This window comes from Paradevosia shaoguanensis (assembly GCF_016801025.1).
In the GTDB taxonomy this organism is placed as follows: Bacteria; Pseudomonadota; Alphaproteobacteria; order Rhizobiales; family Devosiaceae; genus Paradevosia; species Paradevosia shaoguanensis.
The window spans coordinates 1,886,229-1,907,857 of record NZ_CP068983.1; the positions used below are offsets into that span (position 1 = coordinate 1,886,229).

Genomic DNA, 21,629 nt, shown 5'->3' on the forward strand with positions numbered 1-21,629 from the left:
CGCGCCGGTCCCATGGCCATTGCCATTCGCGATCTTGAGGCTGGAGATCAGGCGCGCATTGCCGAAGTCGACGGTGGCCCAGCCTGGAATTCCAATCCGCTGCTCTGGGAGCGCTACCTGGAGGAGCAGAGCCGCGGCGGGCGTGATGTTCTCCTGGCTGTCCGCGGCGATGCCATTCTCGCCTATGGCTCGCTGATCCGGGTCTCCACCTATCCTCCGTTCAAAGGCGAGGGTATTCCCGAAATCAACAATCTGGTCGTTGCTGCCGCCGAGCGCAGGCAGGGGGTCGCCTCTCAGCTCATTGCGGCATTGGAACTACGGGCGCGATTGGCGGGCGGGCCGGTGATCGGCATTGGCGTGGGCCTTTATGCCGATTATGGCGCCGCGCAGCGGCTCTATCCGAAGCTCGGCTATCGGCCTGATGGTCGCGGCATCACCTACCGTGAGCATCCGGTTGCACCGGGTTCAAGCGTGCCTGTCGACGACGATCTGGTGCTTTGGATGACCAGGCGCCTCTAGGCTACCAGCCGAAATCGAGCACCGTCAGCGTGCGCAGTCGGCCGTTATCCATCCATTCGATCGTAGAATTGCGGTGCATCCCGATCAGCGCCGCCCCGATCCCGCCCAGGATTGGCACGTCGCCCTTTGCGGGAACCATGCCGCGCGGATAGGTCAGCCGGCCCAGTCGCTGGATGGGTTCGTCGTCGAGCCGGAATCGCACCCGCTGGCCCATCGATACGCCTGCGGGGTCCCATGGCTGGCAGACTTCGGCGCGATTGAGTTCGCGCACCAGATAGGACGACACATAGGGCAGCCGATCGCTTACCCGCTCAGCCAGCAGCATGACGCGGTTGAAGTCGTCGGTGTTGATGAGGATGTCCGGCAGCGGAAGGGAGGCCAGCAATTCACGTCTCGGGAGATTGGCTTCCCGCAACTTTAGGCTCACGCCCTGATGCGTCAATAGGCCAATTGCACAGACGTTGCGCAAATTGCGTCAGCCTTATTGCCCTAACCCGCGTGATGTGTCACGTATTCCGCCTCAAAAATGCGCATGATGCTTAAGGCATCATCAGAAGCGAGGGTTTTCCGATGAGCGATGATAGCTTGCTAGACCGTGCTCTTGTCCGCCTTGAGGCGGCTGCGAGCCATTTGCAGATCGATCCGGACGTCATCGAAAAACTCAAATACCCGCGCGAAACCACCAAGATGCGGCTGATGATCCGCATGGACGACGGCTCGCGCAAGTCGTTCCTGGCCTGGCGCTGCCGCTATGACGACACCCGCGGCCCCACCAAGGGCGGCATCCGCTTCCATCCCGATTCCACGGTCGAGGAAGTCGAGACGCTTGCCTTCTGGATGACCTTCAAGTGCGCCGTGATGGATCTGCCCTATGGCGGCGGCAAGGGCGCCGTGCGGGTCGATCCGCGTACGCTTTCCAAGAGCGAACTCGAGCGCCTGTCGCGCGCCTATATGCAGGCCTTTGCCAGCGTCGTCGGTCCGGACCGTGATATCCCGGCGCCCGACGTCTATACCAACGCCATGATCATGGGCTGGATGGCCGACGAATACAGCCAGATCGTGGGCAGCGTTTCTCCCGCTGTCATCACCGGCAAGCCGATTGCGCTGGGTGGTTCGCTCGGCCGTAACGACGCCACCGCGCGCGGCGGCTACTACCTCGTCCGCCACCTGGCGCAGGAGCTGGGCCTGGGCGAAGGCATGCGCATTGCCATCCAAGGCTTCGGCAATGCCGGCCAGTTCTATGCCAAGCTCGCCGCAGGCGATGGCCACAAGATCGTGGCGGTCTCCGATTCCTCGGGCGCCATCCACGCTCCGGGTGGTCTCGACGTCGAAAAGCTCCTCGCCGGCAAGAACGCCGGTCAGTCCGTCACCGTGCTCGCAGAATCGCTCGGCGCCAAGGTCATCCCGGCCGACGATCTCCTGGGCGTCGAATGCGAGCTGCTGGTTCCGGCCGCGCTCGAGGACATGATCACCACGTCCAATGTCCGCTCGATTAAGGCCAAGGTCATCCTCGAGCTTGCCAATGGCCCGATCACCCCGGACGCCGACAAGATTCTCGAAGAACGTGGCATCGTGGTCCTACCCGATATCCTCGCCAATGCCGGCGGCGTCACCGTTTCCTATTTCGAGTGGGTGCAGAACCGCCAGGGCTATTACTGGGACCTCGAGGAAATCCATGCGCGCCTGAAGAAGATCATGGAGCGCGAAGGCCGCGCCGTCTGGACCATTGCGCGCGACCGCAAGGTCACTGCGCGTACTGCCGCCTACATCCACGCGCTGTCGCGTCTTTCTACCGCGATCGAGGCTCACGGCACGCAGTCCTTCTTCGCGAGCTGAGTCGGCGACATAAAAGTCGCCTCTGCCGAACGCGATGGGGGCCTGCCGGTCTTGCCCGGCAGGCCCCCATCGCTGTAACTAGCCTCACCGAAATTCCCCGAGGACTATCCGCCCATGGCCACCCAGAACCTCTTCCTCCTGCCCGGCGACGGCATCGGCACCGAAATCATGGCCGAAGTCGAAAAGCTCATTGCCTGGCTCAATGCCAACGGCAAGACCGATTTCGCCACTGACAAGGGCCTGGTCGGCGGCTGCGCCTACGACAAATACGGTGCGGCGATTTCCGAAGAGGATATGGCCAAGGCGCTCAAGGCCGATGCCGTGATCTTCGGCGCCGTGGGCGGTCCCAAGTGGGACAATGTCGGCTATGACGTCCGTCCGGAGGCTGGCCTGCTGCGTCTGCGCAAGGATCTCGGCCTCTTCGCCAACCTGCGTCCCGCCATCTGCTACCCGGCCCTCGCCGACGCCTCCTCGCTCAAGCGCGAGCTGGTCGAAGGCCTTGATATCCTCATCGTGCGCGAGCTCACCGGCGGCGTCTACTTCGGCGAGCCCAAGGAGATCACCGATCTCGGCAATGGCCAGAAGCGCGCCGTCGATACCCAGGTCTACGAGACCTACGAGATCGACCGCATCGCGCGCGTCGCCTTCGACCTCGCCGGCACGCGCGGCAAGAAGGTCCACATGGCCGACAAGCGCAACGTCATGAAGTCGGGCGTGCTCTGGAGCGAAGTCGTTGCCGGCGTCGCTAAGGATTTCCCGGGCATCAAGTATGAGCACATCCTGGCCGACAACGCCGCCATGCAGCTCGTGCGCAATCCCAAACAGTTCGACGTCATGGTCACCGACAATCTCTTCGGCGACATCCTTTCGGACGCAGCGGCCATGCTCACCGGCTCCCTGGGCATGCTGCCCTCCGCCTCGCTCGGCGCGCCCGACAAGGCCACCGGCAAGCGCAAGGCGCTCTATGAGCCTGTCCACGGCTCGGCTCCCGACATTGCCGGCAAGGGCATTGCCAACCCGATCGCCATGATCGCGAGCTTCGCCATGGCCCTGCGCTATTCGTTCAACATGATCGAATTGGCCGACAAGCTGGAAGCGGCCATTGCTGCCGTCCTCGCCGACGGCCTGCGCACCGGCGATATCGCCCAGGAAGGCAAGAAGACCATCGGTACCGAAGAAATGGGCGCGGCAATCCTCAAGAAGCTTGCCGCCTGATTCTTTTGGACCTTTGAATTTGGAGCGTGGGGCCGGTGGTGTCCCACGCTTTTTTCAGGCGCGTGGTTCGATGCCGAACGCGTTGGCGACGAGCTCGATACTGCGCAGGCGCAGCTCATAACTATACATGGTCGTCGCGATCATCACTTCGCTTGCGCCAGTGCCCTCGATCTTTTCGAGTATCTTGCGCTTGACCGTTTCGGGCGAACCCACGATCCAGAGTGGGCGCTGGTTCTCGATGATGGCCCTTTCGCCCGGCGTATAGTCATGCGCTGCGGCTTCCTCGGGCGCCACGAGCTTGCGCACCTGCCCCGAATGGAAGAGCGCCCAGCTCAGCTCCTGCGAGCCTGACAGGAACTGCGCTTCCTCGTCGGTGGGCGCGCAGACGACGGAGACGCAGACGATGGTATGCGGCTCGGGAAATTGCGCCGACGGCACGAAGCCCTGGCGATAGGCGTCGAATGCCGGCTTGGGTGGCGTGGCCGAGAAATGGGCGGCAAAGGCATAGCCCATGCCCATCTGACCGGCCGCAAGCGCGCTGGCGCCGCTTGAGCCCAGGAGCCAGATCGGGGGCAGCCCGATATTGTCCGGCACGACGCGAACGGCTCCGAAGGGATGCCCCTGCGGAAAGCCGTCCGTGTCGAAAGCCAGAAGTTCGGCCAGTTGCTCGGAAAAATGCTCGCCACCGAACGAGCGCAGCGCCTGGAGTGTACGCCCGTCGCTGCCGCCCGCTCGTCCGATCCCAAGGTCGATGCGGCCCGGGTAGAGCCCTTCGAGCGTGCGAAAATCCTCGGCGACGCGCAGCGGCACATGGTTGGGCAGCATCACGCCGCCCGAGCCGACGCGAATGGCGGAGGTATGGGCGCCGGCGCTGGCGATGAGGATGTCTGGAGCCGAGGAGGCGATCGACGGCATGCCGTGGTGCTCGGCATACCAGAGGCGCGTGTAGCCGAGCTTCTCGCCGGTCTGGGCGAAGCGCACAGTCTGTGCCAGCGCATCGGCGGTGGAGGTGCCTTCGGCGATCGGCGCGAGATCCAGCAGGGAGAGGGGAATGATGGGGGCCATGAAGGGTTCAATGATTGTTGAACTATTGGCTCATATATCGGCATTTGCCGATGAAGAGCAACCCGAAAGCCTCACTCGTCGTCGAATCGCCCGGCCAGGTACCTGATGCATTTGACAGATCGTCCCGAGCAGGTCTTCATTGCGCCAACATTACTGGGGCAGGTCATGCTTCACCGTTTTGCAGTTGCGTTCTTGTTGTTGTTGAGTGTTTCGGTTGCAACTCCCGCCAGCGCCCAGGCGCTGGGCGGCCTGGAGTTGCGAGGTGGCATCTATGGCCACAGCGTCGATGGCGCTGATGGTGTGCACCTCAACCGCATCGAAGACGTGAACTTCGAGGCGCTCTTCTCCCTCCCGCAACTGGACAGCTTCATCTGGCTCGGCCAGGTCCGTCCGCATGTCGGCGCCACCATCAATATGGGTGGCCGCGAGTCGATGGCTTATGCTGGCCTCTCCTGGACAGTGCCGCTCGGCAGCACGTTCTTCGTGGAAGGTGCCTTCGGTGGCGCCATCCACAATGGTGAATTGCACAATGCGGTCGATCCGATGCGCAGCCTCGGCTGCCCGGTGCTGTTCCATGAATCGGTGAGCCTTGGCGCGAACCTGACCAATAATGCCTCGATCATGGTGACGGCCGAACACGCCTCCCATGCAGGCCTGTGCGGCCCGGATAATCGCGGGCTGACCAATGTGGGCGTAAGGCTCGGCTTCAAGTTCTAGGAACGACTCGGCCCGAAAAAGCCGGAATCGTTCGATCCCTTGCCGGTATGCGGACGGCAGAGAGTGCTATGGTGAAGAGGTTATGGGCATTTCTGGCCGGGTTGGCCCTGTGCTGCGCTCCGGCGCAGGCGCAGACTTTCGGGCTGTCCGAAGTGCGTGTCGGCGTTGCCGCGCACGATGCCTACAACGGCTTCCTGCCCTTTACCTCGGAGAATTACCGCTTCAACGGCATTACCGATCTTTCGTTTGATGCCATCTTCCGCTCGCCCGATCTCGACGCTTTCCGCTGGATCGGCTCGCCGCGGCCGCGTATCGGGGCGACGGTGAGCATGCAGGGGCTCGATTCCATCGCCCATGCCGGCCTTCTCTGGCAGGTGCCGCTGGGCGATACCTTCTATGTCGAAGCCGGGTTCGGTGCAGCCATCAATACCGGCTCGCTGGGCGAAACCGAAATGCCGTCGCGACGCTTTGGCTGCCGTATCGGCTTTTACGAATCCTTCGGGGTCGGCGCCAATCTCTCACCGTCAGCCACGATGACGCTCACCTATGAGCACACGTCCAATAACGGCTATTGCCCCTATAACGACGGCCTGAGCAATATCGGCCTTCGCATCGGCTTCAAGTTCTGAGTTTTGACTTACGCCACCTGTCCGGCAACGAAGCCCGAGGCCCAGGCCCACTGGAAATTGTAACCGCCGAGCCAGCCCGTCACGTCCACCACCTCGCCGATGAAGTGGAGTCCGGGAACGCCGCGCGCTTCCAGGGTCTTAGCGTCGAGGTCGCGCGTATCGACCCCGCCCAGCGTCACCTCCGCCGTGCGATAGCCTTCCGAGCCCACGGGCTTGAGCGTCCATGTCTTGACCGCCGCCACGACCTTGTCGAACTTGGCATCCGAAAAATCCCCGACGATGCCGGGCAGGTCCAGTTCCTCGCCGAGGAGTTGGGCGAGGCGCTTGGGCAGATGCGCCGCGAGCACGGTCTGTATGGCGAGCTTGGGCGTGTCCTTGCGTGCACGGCGCAGGGCCTCGCGCAGGTCGAAATCCGGCAGCAGGTCCACGACGATCGCGTCGCCTTCGCGCCAATAGCTCGAAATCTGCAGGATCGCCGGCCCCGAAAGTCCGCGGTGGGTGAAGAGCAGTGCTTCCTCGAACCGTGTCTTGCCATGCGAGACCACGGCATTGGTCGAAACGCCCGATAATTCCTTGAGCGGAGCGAGCACCTGCTCGGCAAAGGTCAGCGGCACCAGGGCCGGCCGGGTCTCGGTCACCCGCAGGCCGAACTGGCCGGCGAGCTGATAGCCGAGGCTGGTCGCGCCCATCTTGGGAATGGACTTGCCGCCCGTTGCCACGATCAGCTTTTCACAGCGCACCGCCTCGTCGGACAGTACGAGCGAGAAACCGGTCTCGGCCTTTTCGACCCGCTCGACGCTCGACTTAAGCTTGAGGACCACGCCGGCCCCCGCCATTTCCTGGACCAGCAGGTTGATGATCTGCGTCGAGGGGCCATCGCAGAAGAGCTGGCCCAGCGTCTTTTCGTGGAAGGCGATGCCGTAGCTTTTGACCAGGGCGATGAAGTGCTCGGGTGTGTAGCGCGAGAGCGCCGACAGGGCGAAGCGTGGGTTCTGCGACAGGAAGCGCTCGCGTCCCGTGGTCGTGGTGGCGTTGACATTGGTGAAGTTGCAGCGTCCGCCGCCCGAAATGCGGATCTTTTCGCCCGGATCGGCGGCGTGATCGACGATCAGGACCTTGCGCCCGCGCTTGCCCGCCTCGATGGCGGCCATCATGCCGGCTGCGCCGGCGCCCAGGATGACGATGTCGTATTGGCTCATGATGCCTCATTGCGGGTTTTGCCGGCAAAGCGCAAGGCGCCATCGCGCACGGCTTCATTGACTCTTTGCCAATTGAGCGTATGTAGGCGTCTTCGGTTCGATGGATGGTCGCATAGATGCGCGGCAAGATTGAAAAGCTGGAGATCGAGATCACGGGTGCAAGCCCGTGCGGTTCCATGCGCATCCTCCCGAAAACCTCGAAAACTACCAAAACCGCCTAGACCTTTCCCCGGGCCGTCTCCCGCCGGGGAGAGGCAAGTAGCCTTATGGGCCGCGGCGGTGCCGCGCGGGGGTAAGACAGGCAAAAGGACCGGAAGTCCCATGGGTTATCGTGTCGCAGTCGTCGGAGCCACGGGTAATGTGGGCCGCGAGATGCTCAATATCCTGGCCGAGCGCAAGTTCCCCGCCGACGAAGTCGTCGCGCTGGCGTCCTCACGCTCCATCGGCCGGGAGGTCTCCTATGGGGACCGCGTACTCAAGTGCAAGGATCTTGAGACTTTTGATTTCTCCGGCGTGGACTTCGCGTTCATGTCGGCCGGCTCCTCCGTTTCCAAGGAATGGGCGCCGCGGATCGGTGCTGCCGGCGCCATCGTCATCGATAATTCGAGCTTCTGGCGCTACCACTCGGACGTGCCGCTGGTGGTTCCCGAAGTGAATCCGCAGGCGCTCGACGCGTTCTTGGCCAATCCGAAGCGCAACAACATCATCGCCAATCCCAATTGCTCGACGGCACAGATGGTTGTGGTGCTCAAGCCGCTCCATGACGCTGCCAAGATCAAGCGCGTCGTGGTCTCGACCTACCAGTCGGTCTCGGGCGCCGGCAAGGAAGGCATGGACGAGCTCTGGGCGCAGACCAAGGGCATCTTCGTCAACGATACGCCGACTCCCTCCAAGTTCTCCAAGCAGATCGCCTTCAACGTCATTCCCCACATCGATGTGTTCATGGAAGACGGCTACACGAAGGAAGAGTGGAAGATGACGGCCGAGACCAAGAAGATCGTCGACCCCAAGATCAAGGTCACCGCCACCTGCGTGCGCGTGCCGGTCTTTGTCGGCCATTCCGAAGCGGTCAATATCGAGTTCGAAAACCAGATCACGGCCGACGAGGCCCGAGCGATCCTGCGCGATGCGCCGGGTGTCTCGGTCATCGACAAGCGCGAGCCGGGCGGCTACGCCACCCCGATCGAGTCGGTGGGTGAATACGACACCTATGTCTCGCGTATCCGCGAGGACGTGACCATCGAGAATGGTCTCGATCTCTGGATCGTCTCGGACAACCTGCGCAAGGGCGCTGCGCTCAACGCCATCCAGATCGCCGAAACGCTCATCGAGCGCGGGCTGGCCGCCAAGGCCGCTGCCGCCTGACGGACGCGCCGACATAGACCAATAAACGGGGCCCCAAGCGGGCCCCGTCCTTTTTGTCCTTCCGGCCGGAGCAGTTTTAATGTCCCTGCGCGATACCCTGCTGGCCCTTGTGGTCGTCGTGGTCTGGGGCGTCAATTTCGTCGCCATCAAATGGGGCGTCGAAGAGATGCCGCCGCTCTTCCTCTCGGCGCTGCGCTATCTCGCGGCGGCGTTGCCGGCGGTTTTCTTCGTGCGCCCGCCCAAGGTCGCCTTCCCGATCCTGCTCACCTATGGGCTGGCGGTGGGTGTCCTGCAGTTTGGTCTCCTGTTCTCGGCCATCGGCCTGGGCATGCCGGCAGGGCTTTCCTCGCTCGTGATGCAGGTGCAGGCCTTTTTCACCATTGCCCTCGCGGTGGTCTTCCTCGGCGAACGGCCTCGTCCCGCCCAGCTCGTGGGCGCCCTCATCGCGTTTCTGGGTATCGGCGTCATAGCCTTCGAGCGCTTCGACGGCGCTGCGCTTGTGCCGCTGCTCATGACCATTGCCGCAGCTTTCTTCTGGGGCGTTTCCAACATCGCCACCAAGAAGGCCGGCCGCATCGACATGTTCGCCTTCGTGGTCTGGGCGAGCCTCATCCCGCCGCTGCCGCTCCTGGCGCTGTCGTTCCTCGTGGAGGGGCCTGATGCCATGCTGGCGGGGCTGACCCATATGAGCCTGCGGACGATCGGCTCGATCGCGTTCCTGGGCTATTGCGCTACGCTTATGGGCTATGGGCTCTGGAGCTATCTGCTCGGCCGCTATCCGGCGAGCTTGGTGGCGCCGTTTTCACTGCTGGTGCCGGTGGTGGGAATCGGCAGCGCCGTGCTGATCCTGGGAGAGCCGCTCAGCGGGCTCGAGCTTGCCGGCAGTGCGCTGGTCTTTGCCGGGCTGCTGCTCAATGTCTTCGGGCCGCGCCTGTTTTCGCGCTTGGCGCCGGCCCAATAAAAGAAGGCCGCCCCGAAGGACGGCCTCATTTGCTTTTCGGCTAAAGCGCTTACTGAGCGGGAGCCGGCAGGGTGGCCAGTTCTTCGGCCGAGAGCTCGCCGGAAGCATCCGCGTCGGCAGCCTTGAAAGCGTCTTCGGTCAGATCCTTCCAGACAGCCTGGGCTTCGGCGAGGGAAACCGTGCCATTGCCGTCGGTGTCAACGGTCTTGATGTCGACGGTGTTCTGAGCGAAGGCACCCGAGGTAGCGAGGGCCAGAGCAGCAACCGAGATGAGGATCTTCTTCATGGGAAAAGTCCCTGTGTTTTGGATTGTAGACAGTCGCGTCAGACGCAACCGACGGCCGCTCCCTGCGAACCGTGAGCAAATCGTGATCGGTGAATGTGACCTCGAAAGGCTTAAATCGCGGCGGAACAGCGAAAAGATTAAGATATTTTCATGACTCGCTGTCGGGCGATTTTGTACCGTTATTTCAGCAGGTTAGCGCAGTACTTCCGGCCAATAAGGTCTTTAATGCAGCACAAATGCGCGCCCCGCACAAAGCTTGTGGCGAGAGCGTTTCTCGATCGTGTCAGTCACACAGAAATCACGCGCGCGTGAACGAAGACGGCCCCCCGAATGACATCCGGGAGGCTCATTCGGTCTTGCCGGCCGCGCCCAGGAGGGCGCAGCCATTGCTCGGGTGAGTGCGGCTATTGCCGCATTACTGTGCCGGCGGCGGCGTAGGCGTCGCGGCATCCTTGTTGTCGCTACTGTCGTGCTCGTTCACGCTTCCGTATTCGGCGTCACGACCATGAGAAATTCCTTCTCATTGAGGCCGCCGCTCTTGTCGGCGTCAGCAGTATTGAACTGCGCCTCGCTCACGTCGGGATAGCGCAGGATCAGCTCGGAGAGCGTAACTTCGCCGCTCTTGTCGCCGTCGGTGGTCGCAAAGTCGGGGGTGTTTTGAGCAAGGGCGCCGCCAGCACTGAGCGTAATGGCAGCTGCCGTTATCAGCAGAAGCTTTTTCATGGCTCTAACCTCTTGTCTTGCTGATTGTTTGCACCGCCGAGGGAGGTCGGCTGGTGCGAGCGGTCTCTTTGGACCACAGGGGCAGAACGTGCCCGGCGCGGGGCCGTTGCCCCACGTCATTCAACAAAACGTGCTGAAACCTGCCTCTGACTTAGGCGTCGGGGCGCTCGAAATCGCCCGTGTCGGGGTCCATCACCCAGAGTTCGCCGGTCGAAATGTCGAACCAGGCGCCATGGAGAGCCAGTTGACCCTCGTCTTCGCGCTTCTTGATGAAGGGGAAGGTGCGCAGGTTGTAGATCGAGTGGCGGATCGAGATGCGCTCGAGCGCAGTGCGCCGCTCGCCTTCTGTCATCCAGGAATTGCCGTTGACCTGTTCGGCCACTGGGTTGAGCAGCTTCACCCAATTGCCCACGAAGTCCGACTTGCGGATCGCGACGCTGTCGGGGTTGAGCGCGGCGTGGATACCGCCGCACCGTCCATGCCCCATGATGATGAGATCTTTGATCTCGAGCTGCTTGACCGCGAATTCGATCGCCGCCGAAGTGCCGTGCAGGTTCGCGTCCGGCTGGTAGGGCGGCACGAGATTGGCGATGTTACGCAGGACGAAAAGTTCGCCGGGCCCGCAGTCGAAAATGGTTTCGGGTGCGGAGCGGCTGTCGCAGCAGGCCACGATCATGGCCGAGGGGTTTTGGCCTTCTTTGGCCAAGTCCCGATAGCGTTCCTCTTCACGGGCATAGCGGCCCGCCATGAAGTTGGAATAGCCCTTGAGCAAGAACTCGGGAAAACGATGCATGGCGGTTGGATTAGCGGTAAGTAGCGGCCGGATCAATCGTAATCGTGCGCGAGGCAACTATGCTGATTTATCGATTTCTGACCGGCGAAGACACGTCCGCCTTCTGCCACAAGGTCACGAAAGCCCTGTCCGAAGGCTGGCAATTGCATGGCTCGCCCAGCTACGCCTTCGATGGCGCGACCATGAAAATGAAGTGCGGGCAGGCCGTTACCAGGGAGGTCGCCGACCAGCCCTATGACCCCGATCGCAAGCTGACCGACTACGTCTAGCGGTTGCTCGCGAAGATGCCGGAAAGCGCCGCGTGCTGAAGCAGCATGATGGTCTTGGCATCGACGATGCGGCCGTCCCGAATCATCGCCAGTCCCTCCGCAAACGGCATTTCGAGCACCTCGATGTCCTCGCCCTCGTGGTGGAGGCCACCGCCATCCGACATGCGCGAATCGGGACCATAAAGCCCGATGAAGCATTCGACCTTCTCGGTCAGCGAGCCGGGGCTGGCATAGGCGGCAAAGGCATGGGTGAGGGAATCGGGGCGGTAGCCGGTTTCCTCCTCCGCCTCGCGACGGGCGCAGGCTTCCGGCGTGTCGCTGTCCAGGAGGCCCGCGCAGGCTTCGATCAGCCAGCCGGGATCGCCGTTGCGGAACGGTGGATAGCGGAACTGACGAGTGAGGATGATATTACCCGCTGCCGGATCGCAGAGCAGCACCGCTGCGGCGCTGCCATGGTCATAGACCTCGCGAGAGACTTCCTGCCAGGTCCCGTCGCGCCGGCGCATTTCGAGCCGGGTCTCGCTGAGCTTTCCCCAGGCATCGGCCAGAGTCTTTTCCGAAAGTATCTTGATGTCTTGAGACAATTGCGTGCGGCCTCCATGGCGTGCGCGCAGCTAGGCCAAAAGCGGCGCGATGTTCAACTCCTGGCTGAACGAAAGCTAAATGCCGGGTTCAGACCGCGTTCGGCGAAGGCCTTTTAGACAGCGCTCCATTGCGAGCGCCCCATGCCGGGGTGCCGAGGAAAATGGAGAACACCGAATGCGAATTCTTACCCTCGTTACCCTTGCCACTATCGTCGTGAGCGGGGCAGGTCTGACTACTACCGCTGTGCAGGCCGGCACCCAGTCGACGGTCCTTTCGTCCAAGACCTTCGAGAACCGCTGCGCCCAGCGGGGCGGCCTGCTGGCGCTCGTCGAGAATGGTACAATCTGCAGGACGCTGGATGTAGCCGTGGTCTGCGAGTTCGATTCGATTCGCGCCGATTGCACCTGGGAGGGCAATCGCCTTCAGTCCGTCTATCGCCTGATCGGCATGCCCGACGCGGTGGCGGTCGGCGATTCCGGCGGCGATGTGCCGGGCAAGAAGGGTGGTGGCGGTGGCTTTCAAAATCCCAATCTGCCGCTCAACAACAAATAGGCCGTGGGGCCACGTGCTTTCGGGGCAGGTCGCGCAAGCGAACCTGCGCCCGATTGCACCTCTTTTCAGGCTATCGCGCCGCTTGCCTCCATCACTCCTTCATAGGTTAGACCTAAGACGGACATAGGAGGCTTTGACGAACGCCCGCGAGGGTACTAGAAGTCTCGAACCGTTCCAGACTGCATCGGCCAACTCCCCGGCCGCGCTCCGAGCGAGGCTTCATGACTACGCGTCCGCGCCCCCTTTCTCCGCATCTTCAAATCTACCGCTTCACCATTACGATGGCGATGTCGATCGTCCAGCGCGGCACCGGCCTGGCGCTCTATGCCGGAACGATTCTGCTCGTCGCCTGGTTCGCCGCCGCCGCCATGGGCGAGGGGCCGCTCTCACTGGTGAATTTCGTTTACGGCAGCTGGTTCGGCCAGCTCGTGCTGTTCCTCGCCACCTGGGCGCTCTTCCAGCATCTCTTCGGCGGCATTCGCCATTTCATCTGGGATTCGATCCACGGGCTCGAGCCCGGCCAGCGCGAGGCAATCGCCTGGGCCAATCTCATCTTGTCGGTAATCCTGACGCTTATCGTCTGGGCCGTCTTCGTCTGGTTCCGGGGGTAAAGATGGATAGAAGCGTCATTTCCGATCCCAAAAGCCATTACGGCTCGGGCAAGCTGGCCACCCGCCATTTCATCACGCAGCGCCTTACCGGCGCGCTCAACATCTTGTTCACGATCTTCTTCATCTGGCTGGTGGTGAACCTTGCCGGAGCCGAGCGGGCCGAAATGCTCGCGGTCGTCGGCAATCCGTTCGTCGCTATCCTGAGCGCGCTGCTGGTGGTCAATGTCTGCGTCCACATGCGCATCGGCATGCAGGAAGTCATCGAGGATTATGTCGTCGAGCCGCGCCTGCATTCGCTGACCATGCTGCTCAACAACCTGTTCTGCCTGGCGATCGCCCTGATCGGCGTCATCGCCATCGCCAAGATCGCTATCTGGGGTTAGTGCCTGATGACGGCTTATGAAATCATCGACCACGAGTTCGACGTCGTGGTTGTCGGTGCCGGCGGCGCGGGCCTGCGCGCCACGCTCGGAATGGCCGAACAGGGCCTCAATACCGCCTGTGTCACCAAGGTCTTCCCGACGCGCTCCCATACCGTGGCCGCCCAGGGCGGCATTGCCGCCTCGCTCCAGAATATGGGGCCCGACAGCTGGCAATGGCACATGTACGATACCGTCAAGGGTTCGGACTGGCTCGGCGACAACGACGCCATGGAATATCTGGCGCGCGAGGCGCCCGCCGCCGTCTATGAGCTCGAGCATTACGGCGTGCCCTTCTCGCGCACGGAAGAAGGAAAAATCTATCAGCGTCCGTTCGGCGGCCACATGACCGAATTCGGCGATGGCCCGCCGGTGCAGCGCACCTGCGCCGCCGCCGACCGGACCGGCCACGCCATCCTCCACACGCTTTACGGCCAGTCACTGCGCCACAATGCGCAGTTCTTCATCGAATATTTCGCCCTCGACCTCATCATGAGCGATGACGGCGTCTGCCAGGGCATCATGGCCTGGAAGCTCGACGATGGCACCCTCCACCGCTTCCGCGCCAAAATGGTGGTGCTGGCCACCGGCGGCTATGGCCGCTCCTATTTCTCGGCGACTTCGGCCCATACCTGCACCGGCGACGGCAATGGCATGGTGGCTCGCGCCGGCCTGCCGCTCCAGGACATGGAATTCGTGCAGTTCCACCCCACCGGTATCTATGGCGCCGGCGTCCTCATCACCGAGGGCGCGCGCGGCGAAGGCGGGTATCTGGTCAATTCGGAAGGCGAGCGCTTCATGGAGCGCTACGCCCCCAATGCCAAGGACCTGGCCTCGCGCGACGTCGTCTCGCGCTGCATGACGCTCGAAATCCGCGAGGGCAGGGGCGTGGGCCCCAAGAAGGATCATATTTTCCTTCACCTCGATCATCTCGATCCCGCAGTGCTGCATGAGCGCCTGCCGGGCATCACCGAGAGCGCCAAAATCTTTGCCGGCGTCGACCTCACCCGCGATCCCATTCCGGTGCTGCCGACCGTGCACTACAATATGGGCGGCATTCCCACGAACTATCACGGCGAAGTGCTGAACCCGGCGCCGGGCGCCTTCGACAGCGTGGTGCCGGGCCTGATGGCCGCCGGCGAAGCCGCCTGCGCCTCGGTGCATGGCGCCAATCGCCTGGGCTCCAATTCGCTCACCGACCTCGTGGTCTTCGGCCGCGCCGCCGCTTTGCGCGCGGGAAAAGTCATCGACCGCGCCGCGCCGATCCCCGGCATCAACCGTGCCCAGGACGAAAAGATCCTCGCCCGCTTCGATCGCCTGCGCTACGCCAAGGGCCATGCTCCGACCGCAGACCTGCGCGAAAAGATGCAGCGCACCATGCAGGAAGACGCCGCCGTCTTCCGCACCGGCGAGACGCTGCAGCAAGGCGTCAAGCGCATGGGCGAGGTCTATGGCCAGCTCAAGGATATCCAGGTCACCGATCGCTCGATGATCTGGAATTCCGATCTCGTCGAAACGCTCGAACTCGAAAACCTCATGGCCAATGCCATGGTGACGGTGGTGTCGGCCGAGGCCCGCAAGGAAAGCCGCGGCGCCCATGCCCGCGAGGATTTCCCGAACCGCGACGACGTCGAGTGGCGCAAGCATACGCTCTCGCTGATCGACACCGATACGGGCGCGGTCAGCCTCGACTATCGCCCAGTGCATGTCGATCCGCTGACGCCTGAAAGCGAAGGCGGCATCCCCTTGAAGAAGATCGCGCCCAAGGCGCGCGTCTATTAAGGGAAGCCGGCCGTGTCGCTCGCACCCGTTGGATATTCCGGCACGCCGCTGGCCCAGAAACTGGGGCTCAAGGACGGGCAGCGGGTGCTGTTTCTCGATCTGCCCGAGAGCCTGAGCCCGCTGGCGGAGGCGCGGAATTTTGCCGAAGTCCGCCGCAGCGGCTGGGATGGCCTGGCCGACGCCGAGGATTTTGATTTCGTCCACGGCTTTACCGCCTCCCGCGCCGTGCTTGAGGACGGGGCGAAACCGTTTCTGAATGCCATCAGGCGCGACGGCATGGTGTGGATTTCCTGGCCCAAAAAGGCCAGCAAGGTGCCCACGGACATCACCGAGGACGTGATCCGCGAGGTGCTGTTGCCGGTGGGGCTGGTGGACGTGAAAGTGGCCGCGGTCGATGCCGTCTGGTCGGGGCTCAAACTCGTTATCCGGAAGGAATTGCGGTGAAGTTTTTTGGGACAATTCTGGGTTTGTTGCTGGCCATGACCGGGACGGCCCTGGCAGGCGCGCCTACCGCGGCGCAGAAGGCCGAGTTCACCAAGGTGTGCGTCGGCATCTCGCAGGACAATGCTCTTTGTACCTGCAAGGCCGATGCTGCCATGAAGCTCATCGACGAGCGCATGATGGGCTACGTCATCGCCGGCATGAAGGGCGCAGGCAATGCACCCCAAGACGTGCAGAAGGAATGGAACGACTACGTCGCTCGCTCCAACCAGATCTGCAAGCCGAACTACTGACTTTTGCGATTTAGGACACCGAAATGGTCCAGCTGACGCTTCCGAAGAACTCCCAGATCAAGCCCGGAAAAACCTGGCCGAAGCCGGACAGCTCGGCCCTGCGCGAATACCGTGTCTATCGCTACGATCCCGATAGCGGGGAGAACCCGCGCGTCGACACCTATTGGGTCGACACCAAGGATTGCGGCCCGATGATCCTGGACGGCCTGCTCTGGATCAAGAACAAGGTCGATCCCACCCTGACGCTGCGCCGCTCCTGCCGTGAAGGCATCTGTGGGTCCTGCGCCATGAATATCGATGGCTTCAACACCCTCGCCTGCACCAAGGGCATGGACGAGATCAAGGGCGCCATCAAGATCTACCCGCTGCCACATATGCCGGTGGTCAAGGACCTGGTGCCCGACCTCACCACGTTCTACGCCCAGCACCGTTCGATCGAGCCCTGGCTCAAGACCACCTCGCCGACGCCGAAGACCGAATGGCTGCAGTCCAAGCCCGAGCGCGCCAAGCTCGACGGGCTCTATGAATGCATCCTGTGCGCCTGCTGCTCGACCTCGTGCCCGTCCTATTGGTGGAATGGCGAAAAGTATCTGGGGCCGGCCATCCTGCTCCAGGCCTATCGCTGGCTCATCGACAGCCGCGACGAGGCCACCGAGGAGCGGCTGGACAATCTCGAGGACCCGTTCAAGCTCTATCGCTGCCACACCATCATGAACTGCTCGAAAACCTGCCCCAAGGGCCTCAACCCGGCCAAGGCGATCGCCGAGATCAAGAAGATGATGGTCGAGCGGCGGGTTAGCGCCTAAGCTTTCTCGCGAAAGCCGAGGGAGCGCGTCGCGTGTTCGAAACCATTGCCCATGTGCAGGACCCGTCGATGGCGCGGGTCCTCATCACCGCGCTCAAGGCGCATGGCTTCCACCCGCTCGAAAGCGGTGAGGATGGCTTGCCGGGCCTGCCCGGCGTCGTCGGTCCCCGTGGCATTCCCATCCTCGTCCCCGAGGAAGAAATGCGCGACGCCAAGGTGCTGGCCGAGGACCTCCTGCGCGAAATGGATGTCTAGTCCGGCTGGCAGAATCTGCGCTGACAGGCCGTCCGTTCAGCTAAAAAACGCAAAATGGCCACATATTCCCCGGAGCTTTTGCGGTGCCGCCAGCGTTGCGGCCCTAGACATCTTTGGCTATATGGCCAATTAAGCTATCGTTAAGAACCGCCGAGCGACGGAAACGACATTGATGCACTGGATGCGTGGAATCTCCTCGACCGTAGCGGGCGTCTCGCTCGCCGTGACCCTGGCTGCCTGTGGCGCCACCACCTCGAACATGCCCAATATCGTGGGCCAGAGCGCGCCTTCGGCGTTGCCGCCGGTACAGTCATCGGCCGTATCGTCCAACGCGTTGCCGCAGCTTCCGGGCTCGACGGTGCAGGGGCCGATCAATCCTTCGCTCACCGGCACGCCGGTTCTCGGCGGCGCCTCGGTGCAGCAGCAGACACTCACCACCGGCGATATCACCGGCAACGGTGCCCCATCGCTCGATCCGCTGGCCATTCCCGGCCAGGTCACGGCCGGCGCCCGCGATCTTTCGGGTGGCGTTTCGGTCGACAAGCTCATCGGCGGCTGGACGCTGGCAGGCGGCAACACCCAGTGCCGCGTCAACCTCACCCAGACGGTCAAGACCGGCACGACGCGTTATCGTGCTTCGGTTCCGGGCTGCCAGATCGGCGGGCTGGCCAATGTCTCATCCTGGGCGGTGGTCGGCGGCCAGGTGCAGCTCTTCGACGAGGCCGGTTCGATCATGGCCATCCTCACCCAGTCGGGCAACCAGTTCATCGGTACCGCGGCCGGCGGCATCGCCGTGACCATGGTCAGCTAAGATTTTTCCGGCGCAACGGTCCGAGCCGGCCGAGCCAGTCAGCCAGGCCTATCGCGGACTGGTGGAGCAGGGCAGCGTCGCCGACGATCCCCTGCAACGCCGAGCCGCGCTTGTGCTCGATCGCGTGGCCATAGGCCTCCTCGGCACCGGCCGCGGCGGCCTTTCCGGGCTGTTCGGCAAGCGCGGGCCGGTGCGCGGCGCCTATCTCGTAGGCGATGTCGGGCGTGGCAAGACCATGCTCATGGACCTCTTCTTCGCCGCCGTGCCCATCCGCGAGAAGCGACGTGTGCATTTTCACGAATTCATGAGCGAGGTGCACGAGGCGATCATCGCCTTCCGCGTCAAGGCCAAGGGAAAGAGCGAGAGCGCCGACCCCATCGCGGCCGTGACGAAGCCACTGGTCAAGTCTCTCAAGCTCCTTTGCCTCGATGAATTCCACGTCCACGACATCACCAATGCCATGCTGCTGCAGCGGCTCTTCGAAAAACTCTTCGAGGGCGGGGTGACGCTGGTGGCGACCTCCAACGTCGTACCCGACCAGCTCTACGAGAACGGGCTCAACCGCCAGCTCTTCCTGCCCTTCATCAAGCTCCTCAAGGAGCATACCGAGCTCGTGACGCTCGATGGCCCCACCGACTACCGGCGTCTCAAGTTCGAGGGGCAGGAGGTCTATTTCTTCGGCCCCGAGGCGCAGGCGGGCATGGATCGCCTCTGGCTCCGCCTCACCGGTGGGCTGGAAGGAGAGCCCACCGAGATCAAGCTCGGCAGTCGGCGTCTCAAGGTTCCGCGCGCGGCGATGGGCGCGGCGCGATTCGGCTTTGCCGATCTATGCGAAAAGCCCTATGGCGCCTTCGATTACCTCAAGCTCGCGCATGCCTTCGATACGATCCTCATCGACGGCATTCCCCAGTTCGACCGTTCGCGATCGGACGCTGCCAAGCGCCTGATCCTTTTGATCGACACGCTCTACGACAGGGGTGTAAAGCTGGCGGCGAGCTTCGCCGCTCCGCTCGATCAGCTCGGTCAGGACGACCGGACGCGCTTTGAATTCGCCCGTACCGTTTCACGCCTCATCGAGATGCAGTCGGCGGACTATCTCGAGGCCCCTCACAAAGCAGAAACAAGCGCTTAAGAAAAAGTGAACACTGCGTTGTCCTGCCGCATTGCCATTGAGACCAAGGGCTGACTTGCGCGCGCGAGGAGAGGGGATTAAGAGGGGCGCCGTCAGACCTTATGCACAACATTCATTGACAGCAAGGACACCACTATGGCGCGCAAGAAGATCGCTCTCATCGGGGCGGGACAGATTGGCGGAACTCTCGCTCATCTGGCGGCTCTCAAAGATCTCGGCGACATAGTGCTCTTCGATATTCAGGACGGCGTGGCGGCGGGCAAGGCGCTCGACCTGGCCCAGTCCGGTCCGGTGGAAGGTTTTGATGCCAAGCTCAAGGGCACGACCGAATACAAGGACATCGAAGGCGCCGACGTCGTCATCGTCACCGCCGGCGTGCCGCGCAAGCCGGGCATGAGCCGCGATGACCTGCTCGAAATCAACCTCAAGGTGATGGAGCAGGTGGGCGCCGGCATTGCCAAGTACGCCAAGGATGCCTTCGTCATCTGCATCACCAATCCGCTCGATGCCATGGTCTGGGCGCTCCAGAAGTTCTCGGGCCTGCCTGCCAACCGCGTCGTCGGCATGGCCGGTGTGCTCGATTCCGGCCGCTTCCGCCACTTCATCGCCGATGAACTGGGCGTCTCGGTCGAAGACGTCACGGCTTTCGTCCTCGGCGGCCATGGCGACACCATGGTGCCGCTGGCCCGCTATTCGACCGTTGCCGGCATCCCGCTGACCGACGTCGTCAAGATGGGCTGGATGAGCAAGGAAAAGCTTGACCAGATCATCCAGCGTACCCGCGACGGCGGCGCCGAGATCGTCGGGCTCTTGAAGACCGGTTCGGCTTTCTATGCCCCGGCCGCTTCGGCAATCGCCATGGCTGAAAGCTATCTCAAGGACAAGAAGCGCGTGCTTCCGGTCGCTGCCCAGCTCACTGGCCAGTATGGCGTCAAGGGCACCTATGTGGGCGTTCCGGTCGTGGTCGGCGCTGGTGGTGCCGAGAAGATCGTCGAGATCTCGCTCAATTCGGCCGAGCAGAAAGCCTTCGACAAGTCGGTCGGCGCCGTCGAGAGCCTGATCGAGGCCTGCAAGAAGATCGCGCCCAAGCTGGCGTAAGCCAAAAGATCCAGCGGCCCGTGGACCCTGAGGTTCGCGGGCCTCCTCCCACCTCCCCAACGAGGTCTCCATGAACATCCACGAACACCAGGCTAAGGCGCTGCTCAAGGAATATGGCGTGCCTGTCGCCGGCGGCGTCGCCATTTTCTCGGCCGACGAGGCAGAGGCTGCGGCCCGCTCGCTTCCCGGCCCGCTCTATGTGGTCAAGAGCCAGATCCATGCCGGCGGTCGCGGCAAGGGCAAGTTCAAGGAATTGTCCGCCGATGCCAAGGGCGGCGTGCGCCTCGCCAAGTCCGTCGAGGATGTGGTGGCCAATGCCCGCGAAATGCTGGGCAATACCCTCGTCACCAAGCAGACCGGCGCCTCGGGCAAGCAGGTCAATCGCCTCTATATCGAAGACGGCGCCGATATCGATCGTGAGCTCTATCTCTCGATCCTCGTCGACCGCGCCGTCGGGCGGGTGGCTTTCGTCGTCTCGACCGAAGGCGGCATGGATATCGAGGCCGTTGCCGAGCACACGCCTGAAAAGATCGTGACCCTCGCCATCGATCCCGATACGGGCGTCACCGCCGCCGATGTCGAACAGCTCGCCTCCGCCTTGCAGCTCGACGCCGCGGCCAAAGCAGACGGCGCCTCGCTGTTCCCGGCGCTCTACAAGGCGTTCTGCGACAAGGACATGAGCCTCCTCGAGGTCAATCCGCTCATCGTCATGAAGGACGGTCACCTGCGCGTCCTCGACGCAAAAGTGTCTTTCGACAACAACGCGCTCTTCCGTCATCCCGATGTCGTCGCGCTGCGCGATACCAGCGAGGAAGACGCCAAGGAGATCGAGGCCTCCAAGTACGACCTCGCCTATGTGGCGCTCGACGGCAATATCGGCTGCATGGTCAACGGGGCCGGGCTCGCCATGGCGACCATGGACATCATCAAGCTCTACGGCGAAGAGCCGGCGAACTTCCTCGATGTCGGCGGCGGCGCCTCCAAGGAGAAGGTCACCGCGGCCTTCAAGATCATCACCGCCGACCCGAACGTGAAGGGCATCCTCGTCAACATCTTCGGCGGCATCATGCGTTGCGACGTCATCGCCGAGGGCGTGGTTGCGGCCGTCAGGGAAGTCGGGCTCAAGGTGCCGCTGGTCGTGCGCCTCGAAGGCACCAACGTCAAGGAAGGCAAGGCGATCCTCAAGGATTCCGGCCTCAACGTCATCCCGGCCGACGATCTGGACGATGCCGCGCAGAAGATCGTCAAGGCGATCAAGGGCCAGTGAC

27 protein-coding genes are annotated in these 21,629 nt (G+C 62.8%); 20 read left to right on the plus strand and 7 right to left on the minus strand.

Features of this window, described 5'->3' with window-relative positions:
- The first annotated feature begins 12 nt into the window (after positions 1-12).
- Positions 13-519: a GNAT family N-acetyltransferase gene (locus JNE37_RS08900; RefSeq protein WP_203065998.1), complete on the plus strand. Its 507-nt coding sequence runs from the start codon at positions 13-15 to the stop codon at positions 517-519.
- A 1-nt stretch (position 520) separates the two neighbouring features.
- Here JNE37_RS08900 and JNE37_RS08905 read toward each other — a convergent pair whose 3' ends face one another.
- A complete protein-coding gene (locus JNE37_RS08905; protein ID WP_052152115.1) occupies positions 521-904 on the minus strand; it encodes a GreA/GreB family elongation factor in 384 nt (127 codons plus the stop codon).
- A gap of 185 nt (positions 905-1,089) precedes the next feature.
- On the opposite strand from JNE37_RS08905, the gene JNE37_RS08910 reads away from it, so the two are divergent.
- Positions 1,090-2,355 (plus strand): Glu/Leu/Phe/Val family dehydrogenase, encoded by a 1,266-nt coding sequence (locus JNE37_RS08910; protein ID WP_203065999.1) that lies wholly within the window; start codon positions 1,090-1,092, stop codon positions 2,353-2,355.
- A gap of 114 nt (positions 2,356-2,469) precedes the next feature.
- Positions 2,470-3,570: a 3-isopropylmalate dehydrogenase gene (gene leuB / locus JNE37_RS08915; RefSeq protein WP_203066000.1), complete on the plus strand. Its 1,101-nt coding sequence runs from the start codon at positions 2,470-2,472 to the stop codon at positions 3,568-3,570.
- A 54-nt stretch (positions 3,571-3,624) separates the two neighbouring features.
- Here leuB and JNE37_RS08920 read toward each other — a convergent pair whose 3' ends face one another.
- Positions 3,625-4,635 (minus strand): LLM class flavin-dependent oxidoreductase, encoded by a 1,011-nt coding sequence (locus JNE37_RS08920; protein WP_203066001.1) that lies wholly within the window; start codon positions 4,633-4,635, stop codon positions 3,625-3,627.
- 192 nt (positions 4,636-4,827) lie between these two features.
- On the opposite strand from JNE37_RS08920, the gene JNE37_RS08925 reads away from it, so the two are divergent.
- The gene (locus JNE37_RS08925; RefSeq protein WP_182398989.1) at positions 4,828-5,352 is read left to right on the plus strand and encodes an acyloxyacyl hydrolase; all 525 of its coding nucleotides are present in this window, start codon (positions 4,828-4,830) and stop codon (positions 5,350-5,352) included.
- Positions 5,353-5,420: 68 nt separating this feature from the next.
- Positions 5,421-5,981 (plus strand): acyloxyacyl hydrolase, encoded by a 561-nt coding sequence (locus JNE37_RS08930; protein ID WP_160176265.1) that lies wholly within the window; start codon positions 5,421-5,423, stop codon positions 5,979-5,981.
- Between the two features lie 8 nt (positions 5,982-5,989).
- On the opposite strand, the gene JNE37_RS08935 is transcribed toward JNE37_RS08930, so the two are convergent.
- Positions 5,990-7,180 (minus strand): BaiN/RdsA family NAD(P)/FAD-dependent oxidoreductase, encoded by a 1,191-nt coding sequence (locus tag JNE37_RS08935; protein WP_203066002.1) that lies wholly within the window; start codon positions 7,178-7,180, stop codon positions 5,990-5,992.
- Between the two features lie 321 nt (positions 7,181-7,501).
- Between JNE37_RS08935 and JNE37_RS08940 the strand changes: the two genes are divergently transcribed.
- Positions 7,502-8,545, plus strand: coding sequence for an aspartate-semialdehyde dehydrogenase (locus JNE37_RS08940; protein WP_035033995.1), 1,044 nt, complete (start codon positions 7,502-7,504; stop codon positions 8,543-8,545).
- 79 nt (positions 8,546-8,624) lie between these two features.
- Positions 8,625-9,506, plus strand: coding sequence for an EamA family transporter (locus tag JNE37_RS08945; protein WP_203066003.1), 882 nt, complete (start codon positions 8,625-8,627; stop codon positions 9,504-9,506).
- A gap of 49 nt (positions 9,507-9,555) precedes the next feature.
- Here the strand turns inward: JNE37_RS08945 and JNE37_RS08950 are convergent, their stop codons facing one another.
- From JNE37_RS08950 to JNE37_RS08960, 3 genes are all read right to left on the minus strand, one after another.
- Positions 9,556-9,792: an EF-hand domain-containing protein gene (locus JNE37_RS08950; protein ID WP_035034000.1), complete on the minus strand. Its 237-nt coding sequence runs from the start codon at positions 9,790-9,792 to the stop codon at positions 9,556-9,558.
- A gap of 477 nt (positions 9,793-10,269) precedes the next feature.
- Entirely contained in the window at positions 10,270-10,515 is a 246-nt protein-coding gene (locus tag JNE37_RS08955) for an EF-hand domain-containing protein (RefSeq protein WP_203066004.1), read from the minus strand.
- 151 nt (positions 10,516-10,666) lie between these two features.
- Positions 10,667-11,308 carry a carbonic anhydrase gene (locus JNE37_RS08960; protein WP_035089989.1) on the minus strand — a complete coding sequence of 214 codons (642 nt, stop codon included), beginning with the start codon at positions 11,306-11,308 and terminating at the stop codon, positions 10,667-10,669.
- A gap of 59 nt (positions 11,309-11,367) precedes the next feature.
- Here JNE37_RS08960 and JNE37_RS08965 point away from each other — a divergent pair, with 59 nt between their 5' ends.
- Complete coding sequence (locus tag JNE37_RS08965; RefSeq protein ID WP_035034008.1) at positions 11,368-11,577, plus strand: DUF1737 domain-containing protein; 210 nt, start codon at positions 11,368-11,370, stop codon at positions 11,575-11,577.
- On the opposite strand, the gene JNE37_RS08970 is transcribed toward JNE37_RS08965, so the two are convergent.
- Positions 11,574-12,161 (minus strand): NUDIX domain-containing protein, encoded by a 588-nt coding sequence (locus JNE37_RS08970; RefSeq protein ID WP_203066005.1) that lies wholly within the window; start codon positions 12,159-12,161, stop codon positions 11,574-11,576. The two genes, JNE37_RS08965 and JNE37_RS08970, sit on opposite strands and share 4 nt — an antisense overlap.
- Before the next feature lie 175 nt (positions 12,162-12,336).
- Here JNE37_RS08970 and JNE37_RS08975 point away from each other — a divergent pair, with 175 nt between their 5' ends.
- From JNE37_RS08975 to sucC, 12 genes are all read left to right on the plus strand, one after another.
- Positions 12,337-12,714, plus strand: a complete 378-nt coding sequence (locus tag JNE37_RS08975) for a hypothetical protein (RefSeq protein WP_203066006.1) — start codon at positions 12,337-12,339, stop codon at positions 12,712-12,714.
- Between the two features lie 221 nt (positions 12,715-12,935).
- A complete protein-coding gene (sdhC, locus tag JNE37_RS08980) occupies positions 12,936-13,325 on the plus strand; it encodes a succinate dehydrogenase, cytochrome b556 subunit (RefSeq protein ID WP_035089984.1) in 390 nt (129 codons plus the stop codon).
- Positions 13,326-13,327: 2 nt separating this feature from the next.
- Complete coding sequence (sdhD, locus tag JNE37_RS08985; protein ID WP_052152111.1) at positions 13,328-13,708, plus strand: succinate dehydrogenase, hydrophobic membrane anchor protein; 381 nt, start codon at positions 13,328-13,330, stop codon at positions 13,706-13,708.
- A gap of 6 nt (positions 13,709-13,714) precedes the next feature.
- Positions 13,715-15,526, plus strand: a complete 1,812-nt coding sequence (sdhA, locus tag JNE37_RS08990) for a succinate dehydrogenase flavoprotein subunit (protein ID WP_203066007.1) — start codon at positions 13,715-13,717, stop codon at positions 15,524-15,526.
- A gap of 12 nt (positions 15,527-15,538) precedes the next feature.
- Positions 15,539-15,970, plus strand: coding sequence for a DUF3052 domain-containing protein (locus JNE37_RS08995; RefSeq protein ID WP_203066008.1), 432 nt, complete (start codon positions 15,539-15,541; stop codon positions 15,968-15,970).
- Positions 15,971-16,005: 35 nt separating this feature from the next.
- Entirely contained in the window at positions 16,006-16,260 is a 255-nt protein-coding gene (locus JNE37_RS09000) for a hypothetical protein (RefSeq protein WP_203066009.1), read from the plus strand.
- Positions 16,261-16,283: 23 nt separating this feature from the next.
- Entirely contained in the window at positions 16,284-17,066 is a 783-nt protein-coding gene (locus tag JNE37_RS09005) for a succinate dehydrogenase iron-sulfur subunit (protein WP_203066010.1), read from the plus strand.
- A gap of 32 nt (positions 17,067-17,098) precedes the next feature.
- The gene (locus JNE37_RS09010; RefSeq protein WP_035034036.1) at positions 17,099-17,320 is read left to right on the plus strand and encodes a hypothetical protein; all 222 of its coding nucleotides are present in this window, start codon (positions 17,099-17,101) and stop codon (positions 17,318-17,320) included.
- 181 nt (positions 17,321-17,501) lie between these two features.
- Positions 17,502-18,131, plus strand: coding sequence for an AprI/Inh family metalloprotease inhibitor (locus JNE37_RS09015; protein WP_203066011.1), 630 nt, complete (start codon positions 17,502-17,504; stop codon positions 18,129-18,131).
- Between the two features lie 61 nt (positions 18,132-18,192).
- Positions 18,193-19,263 (plus strand): cell division protein ZapE, encoded by a 1,071-nt coding sequence (gene zapE / locus JNE37_RS09020; protein ID WP_246513594.1) that lies wholly within the window; start codon positions 18,193-18,195, stop codon positions 19,261-19,263.
- 135 nt (positions 19,264-19,398) lie between these two features.
- On the plus strand, positions 19,399-20,361 hold the full coding sequence (mdh, locus tag JNE37_RS09025) for a malate dehydrogenase (protein WP_035034039.1): 963 nt from the start codon (positions 19,399-19,401) through the stop codon (positions 20,359-20,361).
- Positions 20,362-20,431: 70 nt separating this feature from the next.
- A complete protein-coding gene (gene sucC, locus JNE37_RS09030) occupies positions 20,432-21,628 on the plus strand; it encodes an ADP-forming succinate--CoA ligase subunit beta (protein ID WP_203066012.1) in 1,197 nt (398 codons plus the stop codon).
- Position 21,629: the final 1 nt, after the last annotated feature.

Bases quoted from the DNA above. Each gene is read 5' to 3' on its own strand.
- JNE37_RS08910 (WP_203065999.1), top strand. From the start codon at position 1,090: ATGAGCGATGATAGCTTGCTAGACCGTGCTCTTGTCCGCCTTGAGGCG.
- JNE37_RS08975 (WP_203066006.1), top strand. From the start codon at position 12,337: ATGCGAATTCTTACCCTCGTTACCCTTGCCACTATCGTCGTGAGCGGG.
- JNE37_RS08945 (WP_203066003.1), top strand. From the start codon at position 8,625: ATGTCCCTGCGCGATACCCTGCTGGCCCTTGTGGTCGTCGTGGTCTGG.
- sdhC (WP_035089984.1), top strand. From the start codon at position 12,936: ATGACTACGCGTCCGCGCCCCCTTTCTCCGCATCTTCAAATCTACCGC.
- JNE37_RS09005 (WP_203066010.1), top strand. From the start codon at position 16,284: ATGGTCCAGCTGACGCTTCCGAAGAACTCCCAGATCAAGCCCGGAAAA.
- JNE37_RS08935 (WP_203066002.1), bottom strand. From the start codon at position 7,180: ATGAGCCAATACGACATCGTCATCCTGGGCGCCGGCGCAGCCGGCATG.
- sucC (WP_203066012.1), top strand. From the start codon at position 20,432: ATGAACATCCACGAACACCAGGCTAAGGCGCTGCTCAAGGAATATGGC.
- JNE37_RS08965 (WP_035034008.1), top strand. From the start codon at position 11,368: ATGCTGATTTATCGATTTCTGACCGGCGAAGACACGTCCGCCTTCTGC.
- JNE37_RS08940 (WP_035033995.1), top strand. From the start codon at position 7,502: ATGGGTTATCGTGTCGCAGTCGTCGGAGCCACGGGTAATGTGGGCCGC.
- JNE37_RS08920 (WP_203066001.1), bottom strand. From the start codon at position 4,635: ATGGCCCCCATCATTCCCCTCTCCCTGCTGGATCTCGCGCCGATCGCC.
- JNE37_RS09000 (WP_203066009.1), top strand. From the start codon at position 16,006: ATGACCGGGACGGCCCTGGCAGGCGCGCCTACCGCGGCGCAGAAGGCC.
- JNE37_RS08900 (WP_203065998.1), top strand. From the start codon at position 13: ATGGCCATTGCCATTCGCGATCTTGAGGCTGGAGATCAGGCGCGCATT.
- JNE37_RS08960 (WP_035089989.1), bottom strand. From the start codon at position 11,308: ATGCATCGTTTTCCCGAGTTCTTGCTCAAGGGCTATTCCAACTTCATG.
- mdh (WP_035034039.1), top strand. From the start codon at position 19,399: ATGGCGCGCAAGAAGATCGCTCTCATCGGGGCGGGACAGATTGGCGGA.
- sdhA (WP_203066007.1), top strand. From the start codon at position 13,715: ATGACGGCTTATGAAATCATCGACCACGAGTTCGACGTCGTGGTTGTC.
- JNE37_RS09015 (WP_203066011.1), top strand. From the start codon at position 17,502: ATGCGTGGAATCTCCTCGACCGTAGCGGGCGTCTCGCTCGCCGTGACC.
- JNE37_RS08955 (WP_203066004.1), bottom strand. From the start codon at position 10,515: ATGAAAAAGCTTCTGCTGATAACGGCAGCTGCCATTACGCTCAGTGCT.
- sdhD (WP_052152111.1), top strand. From the start codon at position 13,328: ATGGATAGAAGCGTCATTTCCGATCCCAAAAGCCATTACGGCTCGGGC.
- JNE37_RS08950 (WP_035034000.1), bottom strand. From the start codon at position 9,792: ATGAAGAAGATCCTCATCTCGGTTGCTGCTCTGGCCCTCGCTACCTCG.
- leuB (WP_203066000.1), top strand. From the start codon at position 2,470: ATGGCCACCCAGAACCTCTTCCTCCTGCCCGGCGACGGCATCGGCACC.
- JNE37_RS08930 (WP_160176265.1), top strand. From the start codon at position 5,421: ATGGTGAAGAGGTTATGGGCATTTCTGGCCGGGTTGGCCCTGTGCTGC.